Origin of the sequence: Micromonospora sp. URMC 107 (genome assembly GCF_051386315.1) — a bacterium.
GTDB lineage: Bacteria > Actinomycetota > Actinomycetes > Mycobacteriales > Micromonosporaceae > Micromonospora.
Window position 1 is genome coordinate 25,088 of the sequence record NZ_JBPQTK010000059.1, and the last position, 9,720, is coordinate 34,807.

Here is a 9,720-nt window from a genome sequence, read left to right on the forward strand (position 1 = left end):
GCGGGCGGCAGGTCGCCGATCGCGAGATCGAAGGAGGTAGGGGCATGGCTGTCCCGAACACGATCAAGGTTCCGGTTCCGTTCGAGTACGTGTTCCCGCACGGGGCGTTGTGCCTCGGGGTGGAGCCGGTGACGGACTTCGACAAGCGCGGCCAGGGCGACGACCAGGCGCGTGACAAGGACACGGGCGAGCGGCTGTGGGTGGTCAAGGTCCTGGACCTCGACCCGGAGGCCGGCAAGTTCGGCGGGTCGAAGGAGGTCAAGGTGAAGATCGCGGCTGCGGTGCAGCCGGTGCCGCCGGCGTCGAAGATCCCCGGCTACCCGCCGGCGGTCGAGTTCTCCGACGTGACGTTGACGCCGTACGTCGACAGCCAGCGGTGCAAGGGCAACGCGCACAAGTGCCGGGCGCGTCAGGCGTGGTCGATCCGCGCCAGCGCCGTGACCGAACCCGCCGCGATCAAGCAGGCGGCCTGACCAGATCTGGATGCGCGGGGCGGGCCTCTTCCGCCAAGTCGACTCCCGCCCCGCGCCTCACCCGCAACCTCCTGGAAGGAGTTGGGCTAATGCCCACGGTATCGAACGCCGCCCGCATTGTCGGGAACCCGCGCCTCGCCCCGAACCGCAAGACCCACCGCCGCACCGTGATGCGCCTCGCCGGTCCCGGTATCCGGGCCGCCCGCGAGGTGTACACCACGATTCCCGCCGACGCCGTCCGCGTCGCGGCCCTGGTGGAGATCGCCGCCGCCGCTGCCGCCCTCGCCCGGACCGTGGTGAAGCTGCGTCACCTCGACCCCGACCTGATCGCCCCACACGTGGCCGACCGGGTCGACCTGCGGGCCGTTCTCGGGCGGGGTCGGTGGCTGCCAACCATGACCCGTCACGTCCCCGCCCCGGACTCCGGCCCGGTCGACCTGGCCGCGCTGATGCCGGCTCGTCCGATTGCGCGTCGTCGGGTGGTGCGGCGCCGTCCGGGTCAGCCGGGGCAGGGCTCCCTGTTCACCGCCGCGAAAATGGAGGGCTGAGCGGTGCCGTTGGTGAACGTGATCCGGGGTGACCGGATCGAGGAAGCCCCCCTGAACCTGCGAACCCCGATCATCCGTATCCCGCTGTGGCTGGCCGTCTCCTGGTGGGGCGTCAAGGCGGTGGCCCGCATGACCGTGTTGGCGGGCCGGTACTGGTACGTCACCGCCCCCACCGCCGGTCTGACCTGGCTCTACCTGCGCTACGGCTGGGCCGGCCCCGCCCTGACCCTCAGCGGGATCGGGTCGACGGCTGCCGGCTGGTGGTACGGGCACCGCTCGTCGTTCCTGCGGTTCGGCTGGTACCCGGCTCTGGCCCGCTTCCGGCGGTGGTCGTACCGGCGCAACTGGCACGCCGCGATGGTCACCGCCCGCCTGGCGGTCGCCTTCGACTCCCACACCGTCCTGCCCGTCCTGCGCCGGGTGCGCTGTGGCGCGGGGGTGGATGTGGTGACGGTACGGATGGTCACCGGCCAGATCCCCGACGACTTCGCGAAGGTCGCCGAACGCCTCGCCCACACCTTCGGTGTCCGACAGGTCAAGGCCGTCCCCGGCCCTCGGCCCGATGTGGTGCTGCTGCACCTCTACCGCGGCGACCCCCTCGCCAAGCTCGTCCGCCCGCTGCCGGTGCCGGCAGTGCCGGAGTTCACCGCCCTGCCAGTGGGCCGGCAGGAAGACGGCGACGGCTACCCGCTGCGCCTGTTCGGCACTCAGGTGTTGGTGGTGGGTGCGACGGGTGCGGGAAAGGGCTCGGTCATCTGGTCCATCGTCCGATCCCTCGCCGCCGGGATCACCTCCGGCCTGGTGCAGGTCTGGGGCCTCGACCCCAAGGGCGGCATGGAACTCGGGATCGGGGCACCGATGTTCGCCCGCTTCGCCTGCAAGGACTACGCCGCCATGTGCGAGCTGATCGAGGAAGCCGCCACGGTGGCGCGGGAGCGGGCGGGCAAGCTGCGGGGCAGGACCCGCCAGCACACCCCCACGCCGGATGAGCCGCTGATCGTCCTGGTCATCGATGAGCTGGCGAACCTGACCGCGTACCTGACCGACCGGCAGTTGAAGGACCGGATCAAGGCCGCCCTGTCCATCCTCCTTTCGCAGGGTCGGGCGGTTGGTGTGCATGTGGTGGCGGCGATTCAGGACCCCCGCAAGGAGGTGCTGCCGTTCCGGGACCTGTTCCCGACCCGTATCGGTCTGCGTCTGACCGAGCCGGCGCAGGTCGACCTGGTCCTCGGTGACGGCATGCGCGACCGGGGCGCGTTGTGTGACCGCATCCCCAAGTCCCTCCCGGGTGTGGGGTTCGTCGTCCTCGACGGTGACCCGACCCCGATGCGGGTCCGCTTCTCCTACCTGGCCGATGACGAGATTCGCGACATGGCCCAGACGTACGGGCGGCTGCGCGTGATCGACGGCGAGATTCTGGACGGTGCCGCATGAGCGCGGCTCCTGGACCGGGGACGGTGACCGAGCAGTTCGCCGCCGAGTACGCCCGTAACGCCGTGCCGACCATGCTCAAGGCCATTGGCTCGATCAAGCGCTATAACCGGTTCGTTCTGCTCGGTGCGCTGCTGACCAGCTACCTGCACCAGGCCCACTACCTGTGGACTCAGAACGCCGGCTACTTCGCCTACCTGGTGCCGCTGATCTTCGACGCGGCCATGGTGTCGATGCTGACCGTCGTGCGTACCTCCGGCATCGCCCGCGATGCCAAACGCGGCGCGATGGTCGTGTTCGCCGCCGCCGCACTGCTGTCGGCCACCATCAACTTCGCTTCCCCGGGCAGCCTCGGCCTGCGGCTGGTCTTCGCCCTGGTCGTCGTCCTCGTCATCGGCGTCGAACTCGTCGCCGGCCGTATCCGACCCGACTTCGCCGCCATCGAAGCCGAAGCCGCCGCCCTCCTCGCCGCCGCCAACGACCTGGCCACCAAGAACCAACCGCCCGCCGTCGAGCAGCCCAACCCTGTCCAGGTGCCCGAGCAGGTCACCAACGCGCCCGTCCCGTCGGTCGAGCCGCCGGCCCCAGCAGCCGACCAACCGGCCCCGGCCGTCTCGGCTCCGATCGACCCGAACCCTGCCCCTGTCCGCGAATCCGTTCCGGCGCGCGCGGTTCCGCTGGCTCCGGTACCGCCGGCCGCGTTCGTCCGCCGCAACGGCACCCCGCTGATCGGGGAGGTGACCCGATGACCGCCCCGACCCTGCTCAGCCTGACCCCCGACGCCTCGGCGGCTCCGAGGCCGGGTTCCCGGGCCGCCCGCATGCTCATGCCCCGCTCCGTCGACGTCGTCGCCGATCTCGCCGCCGACTACGGCGTCTGCACCCGACCCGTCAGCTTGCGTCGCACCGACCTCGACAGCGGACAGACCGAAGTCGTGGACATGCCCTGCGGCGCCACCCAGGAAGCCAAGTGCCCCGCCTGCGCGAAACGAGCTCGCCGGCTGCGGCAGCAACAGATCCGCGAGGGCTGGCACCGTGACGACGAGCCCGACCCCGGACCCGAACCCGCCACCGAAGCGCAACGCGGCCTGATCGTCGTCCGCGCTCACCTGGAGTTCGCCCGGGATGAGGCGGCTCGGGCGTCGCAGTGGGACCAGGTCGCCGACCTGGACGAAGCAATCAGCGAGCTGGAAGGCCAGATCACCACCGAAGGGCTCCGCGGTCGCCCCGCACCCCCGCACGTCACCGAGGACCAGGAGGACGGCGACGGGAAGCGGCGGGTGCGCTCCACCAAGCGGCGGCAGGACGCCCCCGACCTTCCCCGCCTCCCCGTGGAGAACCGGACCGTGGGCCGCACGTACGAGGGTCGGGCTGGGGTGGTGTTCCGGCCGTCGATGTTCCTGACCCTCACGCTCGGTTCCTACGGCCGCGTCCACTCCGACGGGACACCGGTCAACCCGGACGCCTACGACTACCGGCGGGCCGCCTGGGACGCCGTGCACTTCCCCCGCCTGCTCGACAGGTTCTGGCAGAACCTACGCCGCGCGGTCGGCTGGAACGTCCAGTACGCCGGAGCCGTCGAACCACAACGCCGCCTCGCCCCGCACGCGCACTTCGCTATCCGGGGCACCATCCCCCGGGCGCTGGTCCGCCAGGTTGCCGCCGCCACCTACCACCAGGTGTGGTGGCCCCCCGTCGACGTCCGCGTCTACGAACCAGGCAACGCGCCGCAGTGGAACCCGGACGCGGGCGGGTACGTCGACCCGGACAGCGGGGAGCTGCTGCCGTCGTGGGATGACGCCCTGGACCTCCTCGACGCCGACCCCGACGCCGAACCCGTACACGTCGTGCGGTTCGGCGTGCAGGTCGACGCCAAGGGCGTCCTCGCCGGCACCAAAGACGCTGACCGGTGCGTCGGCTACATCACCAAGTACCTGACCAAACAGGCCGCCGACTGCCACCAGGTCACCACCGGCCGGCAACGCGCCCACCTGGAACGGCTCTGGGCCGAGCTGCGCCACACGCCCTGTTCCGAGCGGTGCGCCAACTGGCTGCTCTACGGCATCCAGCCGAAGAAGGCGCGGCCCGGGTTGAAGCCGGGCAACTGCAAAAACAAGGTCCACAAGCGCGACACCCTCGGCATCGGCGGCCGGCGCGTCCTCATCTCCCGACAGTGGTCGGGAAAGACCCTCTCCGACCACCGCGCCGACCGCAAGGAATGGGTCAAGGCACTGCTCGGCGTCACCACCGACGCCGACACCGCCCCGCCCGGCGGCGAACAACGCCACGCCTGGGAACTCGCCCGGCCAACTGATCCGGACGTTGCGCCGCTGGGCCACCGGGTCCTGCGGGCGATCTCCGAGCGGATCCAATGGCGCGCCCAGCTCGACGCCGCAAGACGCGCCGCCGACCCGCCCAGTGTTTCGGCAGTCACCTCACGTCAGTCGCCAGAGCAGGAAGGGGCCAGAGCATGAGCGAGAAGAAGAGCGTCCGGCCGGCTGAGGCTGCGGCCCTGCTCGGCGTCTGTCGGGACACCGTCTACGTCCTGATGCGCTCGGGTCGGCTGCGGTCGGTGAAGCTCGGGCGGGCTCGCCTGATCCCGGTCGCCGCGATCGAGGAGCTTCTTTCGGCAACCGAGGAGTTTGCGGCATGAGCGGCAAGCGGCGTCGGTCCCACGGTGAGGGATCGGTCTTCAAGTATCGGGACGGCTTCGCGGCTGTACTCGAAGTGGGCTGGGGTGAGGGCAAGCGGTCCCGCAAGTGGGTCTACGGCAAGACGGAGCGGGAGGTGCTCGGCAAGTTGGCCGACCTTCGCCGCCGCCAGGAGCAGGGGCAGAACCTTGCTGCTGCGCCCCGCACCGTGGGGGAGTGGCTGGACGAGTGGCTGCGGATGAAGGAGCGCGACGGGACCCGACCGTCGACTTTGCAGGGCTATCGGAAGCTCATCGAGAACCATGTCCGTCCGGCCCTTGGCCGGCTGGCGCTCGACAAGCTGACTCCGACCGTCATCCGCCGGCTGTTGGCTGAGAAGACAGACTCCGGTCTCTCGGCAACGACGGTCCGCCACATCCACGGTTTGATCCGGAATTCGCTCGGTGACGCGGAGCGGGAGGAGCTGGTGCACCGCAACGCCGCGAAGTCGGTCCGTCCGCCCGCGATGCGTCAGGTCGAGCGCCGCGCCCTGGGCGTGGATGAGGCCAAGCGCCTGCTCGATGTACTGCGGGGTCACCGACTAGAGGCGCTGTACGTCTGTGCCCTGACGGTCGGGCTCCGTCGCGGGGAACTGCTCGGGCTTGCCTGGTCGGACATCGACTTCGATGCCGGCACCCTGGCCGTTCGGCAAACCGTCCAGCGTGCCGACGGCCGGTTGCAACTCGTGGCACCCAAGACGGAGCGGTCCCGGCGGACGGTTCCGGTGCCGGCGCAGACCGTCGCCCTCTTCCGCGCGCATCGCCGGCAGCAAGCCGCGGATCGGTTGGCGGCGGGGGAGCGGTGGCAGGATCACGGCCTGGTCTTCCCGTCCAAGGTCGGTACGCCGATGGACCCGGACCACATCGACCGGACGTGGCACAAGATCCGGGCGGCGGCCGGCCTCGACTGGCTGCGGCTGCATGACCTACGGCACGCCTGCGCGACGTTCCTGCTCGTCTCCGGTGCCTCGCCCCGGACCGTGATGAAGGTGCTCGGGCACAGCCAGATCGGGTTGACCATGAACACCTACGCCCACGTCCTGCCCGAGATCGAGCGGGCCGCCGTGGACGAGGCCGCGAAGCACCTCTTCGGATGACTTGGCTGTACGAATGGCTGTACGGGGGCCGTGGTGATCGTCTCGACCGGGAGCGGGAAGCCGCTGGCCTGCGGTGTGAGTGGTGCGCCCGGCAGGATTCGAACCTGCGGCCTTGGGATTAGAAGTCCCCTGCTCTATCCGCTGAGCTACGGGCGCGCGCGTGCGTGTCGCGCGAGAAGGGTACCGCCGCTCACCGGGTGACCGGTGGATCGGGTGGTCGCGTGCCACGTCGCGGATCAGGGTCGCACGCGCCCCCGGCGTCGGTCACCCGGGTTCCGGCGTCCGCGCGGCCCCGGGACCGTCGGGTCGTACCCTCGGCTGGTGCTGCTTGACCCGGACACCGAGAACGACGTCGCGTACGAGCTGTGCCAGCTCCTCGGCCGCGCGATCCTGCCCATCCGCCAAACCGACGCCGGGGCGGCGGACGGCGACCGGGGCGAGGGCACCGCGTTCCTCTTCACCTGGCAGGGGCGGGAACACCTGCTGACCGCCGACGCGCTCACCCACGCCGGGGCGGGGGAGATCGGGCTGCGGGCGAGCGTGACCGAGCCGGCCGGGGCCGCCGCCGACGCCGTGGCCCTGTCCGACCTCGCCGACCGGTGGCGGCACCACGAGGATCCCGGTGTCGCCGTCATGCCCACCACCGGGTTGCACGAGCACGCCGCCGGGGAGGGCTGGCGGTGGCGTACCCAGCAGGTGCCGGATGCGATCGCGGCCGACCGGGACGCGATCGCCCGGATCGGCGCGGGGCCCGGCTCGGCCGTCGTGCTCGCCCACGGTGTCGGCGCGGGCGGCGCCCGGCCGCTGGAGGTGGCGATCGAGCGGGTGGCGCGCGTGGGCGGGGGCGTCCGGCTCATGGCGGAGTTGCCGCCGGGCTACGTGGGGGCGCCGGTGTTCGGCGTGCAGGCCGGCGACGACGGCGAGGTGGGACTGCGGTGCCTGGGCCTGGTCCTGCCGGCCCGCGACGGCGGCCACCCGCTGGCCACCTTCGACCGTATCCGGGCGGCCGTCGACGGGGCGTGAGGCCGGCGGCGCGGCGCGCGGCCGGCGGTGGGCGCTCAGCCGGCCTGCGCGGGGGCGGGCGCCGGGTCGGCCTCGTCCGCCGGCTGCCGGCTCGCCGGTGGGCGCTCCCCGGCGCGGACCGTCGGCCCGGCGTCGAAGAACGCGTCGGCCCAGCGTCCGACCTCTGCGAAGACCTTCTCGCGTACGGCGGGGCCGGAGAGCGTGAGGTCGTGCATGCCGCCGTCGAAGCGCGCCACGGTGACGTGGCGGCCGAGGCGGGGCGCCCAGCGGACCATGTGCTCGACGTCCAGGACGGCGTCGGCGAGGGCGGCCGACTCGTGCCACTTCGTGCCCTTGAACGAGCGGGTCGAGCAGGCGAGCAGCACCGGCACCTGGATGTCCAGGCCGGCGCGGAGCTGCCGCTGGGCGGTGCGGACGGCGTTGAGCCAGCCGGCCCGGACCGGGAACCCGGTGAGCGGCTTCCAGGCCAGGTCGTAGGTCCACTCGCCGTGGTACTCGGCGTGGAGGCTCTCGCTGTAGACCGTGCCCAGCCCGAACGGCAGCACCCGCCGTGGCGCCCGCCGGCCCAGTTGGCCGACGGCGGCGGCGAGGGGGCGGCGCACCAGCCACGGGGCGTTGATGTCGAAGAAGGGGCTGTTCAGGAAGAGCCCGTCGATGATGCCGGCGTCGCGGCGGGCGTGCGCCCAGAGCGGCATGATCAGCCCGCCGGTGGAGTGGCCCATCGCGAGCAGCGTGTCGTGCCCGTCGTCCTCGCGGATGATCCTCGCGGCGGCGTCCAGTTCCGGGAAGTAGTCGCTGAGGTCGCGACAGAAGTTCGGCGTCTGGTGCGGCCGCAGGCTGCGCCCGTACTTGCGCAGGTCCAGGGCGTAGAAGTCCCAACCCCGCTCGGCGAAGAAGTCGCCGAGGTGGCTCTGGAAGAAGTAGTCGGTGAAGCCGTGCACGTAGAGCACGGCCCGCCCCGTCGAGCGGTCGGCCCGGCGCCGCACGAGGGTGGCGACCACCGGCCCTTCGTCGTCGGTGCCCAGGTCGATCGTCTGCCGCTCGTACGGCGGGCCCAGCAGGTCCGGTTCCACGACCCCGACGGTACGCCGGGAAGCTACCGGGCGGTAGCTCTGGGCGCTGCCCGAGGCCCCGCCCGCCCGCACCCGGCGGACGGGGCCTCGGGCGTACGTGTCAGACGGTCTCCGCCTCGGCGCGGGCCGGGTCGGTGTCGGGCTCGATCTCGGCGGCCGGCGGAGGCACGTCGCGCAGGTGCTTGTTGTGCCGCGGCTCCTGCTTGGTCTTCGCGTCGTTGAGTCGCCGCCGCAGGTCGTCCCGGACGTCGTTGAGCGCGGCGTGCAGGTCCTCCTCGGCGGAGGTGGTGACGATCTTCTGGCGGCCGGCGATCCAGCACTCCAGGGTGACCTTCTGACCCTTGGCCTCGCGGTCCTTGACCGACACCTCCAGCTCGGTGGCGTCGGCGTGGAACCCGGCCAGCCGGGAGTCGAGCGTGGCGAACTGCTCCGCGATCCAGTTCCGGTCGCCCTGGGAGAAACCCGCGCCGACCCGCAGGCACTCCGCCACGGTGGCCGGGTTGGCGACGGCGCTCATCGCCGCGCCTCGCCCGAGACGGTGGCGGCTGCGGTGCTGGTCATCTTCATGATCGCTGACCTCTCGTTCGTCGTGCTGTCGGCGGTGCGGTTGATCGAATCCATACCCCGCGGCGCTCCGTCCGGAACGTGACGTGTCGCCCCCGTCCGTGGCGGTGGCCGGCCACATGATCATCGAGCCGGTCGCGCGGGCTTCCCAGGGCCACCCGGCCTTAGCACACCGGGACCTTGATCAGGTTCTTGTCCACAGGCGGCCCGGTTGTCCACAGGTCGGCGCGCGGTGCTGGCGGCGCCCCGGCCGAGGGCCCAGGCTCGGCACGAGTCGACTCGCGATGGCAAGCCCGATCTCCCCCTGGAGGGACGATGTTCGACACCTACGTCACGATCGTGGGCAACGTGCTGACCGCGCCGGAGTGGCGTCGCACCACCCAGAGCAACACCCTGGTGGCCAACTTCAAGGTCGCCTCGACCGCCCGCCGGCTCGACCGCGACAGCGGGCGCTGGGTCGACGGCAACAGCCTGCGTGTCCGGGTCAACTGCTGGCGCAAGCTCGCCGAGGGGGTGGCCGCCTCGGTGATGGTCGGCGACCCGGTGGTGGTCTGCGGCCGGCTCTACACCCGCGACTGGACGGACGACGCGGGCAACCACCGCTCGCTCTACGAGCTGGAGGCGGTCGCCGTCGGCCACGACCTGTCCCGGGGCCACAGCCGGTTCCGGCGCAACCGGCCGACGATGACGACCAGCACCATCGAGGACGCCGAGGCCGAGCACCGGGTGCACGGCGAGGCGACCGAGCCGGTGCCGGACGGGGAGGCCCCCGTCCTGCCGGACCGCCGCCCGCTCGACGACGACTTCGAGCCCGACTTCGGCG

Annotated in this window: 11 protein-coding genes and 1 tRNA gene; 9 read left to right on the forward strand and 3 right to left on the reverse strand. The window is 71.8% G+C overall.

Annotated features, from left to right (window positions below):
• Window positions 1–44: 44 nt before the first annotated feature.
• The 7 genes from ACSNN9_RS15690 to ACSNN9_RS15720 all read left to right on the forward strand — a co-directional run bounded on the left by ACSNN9_RS15690 (window position 45) and on the right by ACSNN9_RS15720 (window position 6,237).
• Window positions 45–473: a hypothetical protein gene (locus ACSNN9_RS15690; protein WP_436673908.1), complete on the forward strand. Its 429-nt coding sequence runs from the start codon at window positions 45–47 to the stop codon at window positions 471–473.
• Between the two features lie 89 nt (window positions 474–562).
• Window positions 563–1,021 carry a hypothetical protein gene (locus ACSNN9_RS15695; RefSeq protein ID WP_436673909.1) on the forward strand — a complete coding sequence of 153 codons (459 nt, stop codon included), beginning with the start codon at window positions 563–565 and terminating at the stop codon, window positions 1,019–1,021.
• Window positions 1,022–1,024: 3 nt separating this feature from the next.
• Complete coding sequence (locus ACSNN9_RS15700) at window positions 1,025–2,455, forward strand: FtsK/SpoIIIE domain-containing protein (protein ID WP_436673911.1); 1,431 nt, start codon at window positions 1,025–1,027, stop codon at window positions 2,453–2,455.
• A complete protein-coding gene (locus ACSNN9_RS15705) occupies window positions 2,452–3,201 on the forward strand; it encodes a DUF2637 domain-containing protein (RefSeq protein WP_436673912.1) in 750 nt (249 codons plus the stop codon). The genes ACSNN9_RS15700 and ACSNN9_RS15705 overlap by 4 nt, the downstream gene beginning before the upstream one ends.
• A complete protein-coding gene (locus tag ACSNN9_RS15710; RefSeq protein WP_436673914.1) occupies window positions 3,198–4,925 on the forward strand; it encodes a replication initiator in 1,728 nt (575 codons plus the stop codon). The genes ACSNN9_RS15705 and ACSNN9_RS15710 overlap by 4 nt, the downstream gene beginning before the upstream one ends.
• Window positions 4,922–5,104 (forward strand): helix-turn-helix domain-containing protein, encoded by a 183-nt coding sequence (locus ACSNN9_RS15715; RefSeq protein ID WP_088998763.1) that lies wholly within the window; start codon window positions 4,922–4,924, stop codon window positions 5,102–5,104. The genes ACSNN9_RS15710 and ACSNN9_RS15715 overlap by 4 nt, the downstream gene beginning before the upstream one ends.
• Window positions 5,101–6,237 carry a tyrosine-type recombinase/integrase gene (locus ACSNN9_RS15720; RefSeq protein ID WP_436673916.1) on the forward strand — a complete coding sequence of 379 codons (1,137 nt, stop codon included), beginning with the start codon at window positions 5,101–5,103 and terminating at the stop codon, window positions 6,235–6,237. The genes ACSNN9_RS15715 and ACSNN9_RS15720 overlap by 4 nt, the downstream gene beginning before the upstream one ends.
• Before the next feature lie 80 nt (window positions 6,238–6,317).
• Here the strand turns inward: ACSNN9_RS15720 and ACSNN9_RS15725 are convergent.
• A tRNA-Arg gene (locus ACSNN9_RS15725) sits at window positions 6,318–6,393 on the reverse strand.
• Between the two features lie 165 nt (window positions 6,394–6,558).
• Between ACSNN9_RS15725 and ACSNN9_RS15730 the strand changes: the two genes are divergently transcribed.
• Window positions 6,559–7,260: a hypothetical protein gene (locus ACSNN9_RS15730; protein WP_436673917.1), complete on the forward strand. Its 702-nt coding sequence runs from the start codon at window positions 6,559–6,561 to the stop codon at window positions 7,258–7,260.
• Between the two features lie 35 nt (window positions 7,261–7,295).
• Here ACSNN9_RS15730 and ACSNN9_RS15735 read toward each other — a convergent pair whose 3' ends face one another.
• Both ACSNN9_RS15735 and ACSNN9_RS15740 read right to left on the reverse strand, forming a co-directional pair.
• Window positions 7,296–8,333: an alpha/beta hydrolase gene (locus ACSNN9_RS15735; protein WP_436673918.1), complete on the reverse strand. Its 1,038-nt coding sequence runs from the start codon at window positions 8,331–8,333 to the stop codon at window positions 7,296–7,298.
• A 100-nt stretch (window positions 8,334–8,433) separates the two neighbouring features.
• A complete protein-coding gene (locus ACSNN9_RS15740) occupies window positions 8,434–8,850 on the reverse strand; it encodes an HPF/RaiA family ribosome-associated protein (protein WP_436673920.1) in 417 nt (138 codons plus the stop codon).
• Between the two features lie 362 nt (window positions 8,851–9,212).
• Between ACSNN9_RS15740 and ssb the strand changes: the two genes are divergently transcribed.
• Window positions 9,213–9,720: single-stranded DNA-binding protein (gene ssb, locus ACSNN9_RS15745; protein WP_436673922.1), on the forward strand; the 508-nt coding region annotated here is incomplete at its 3' end.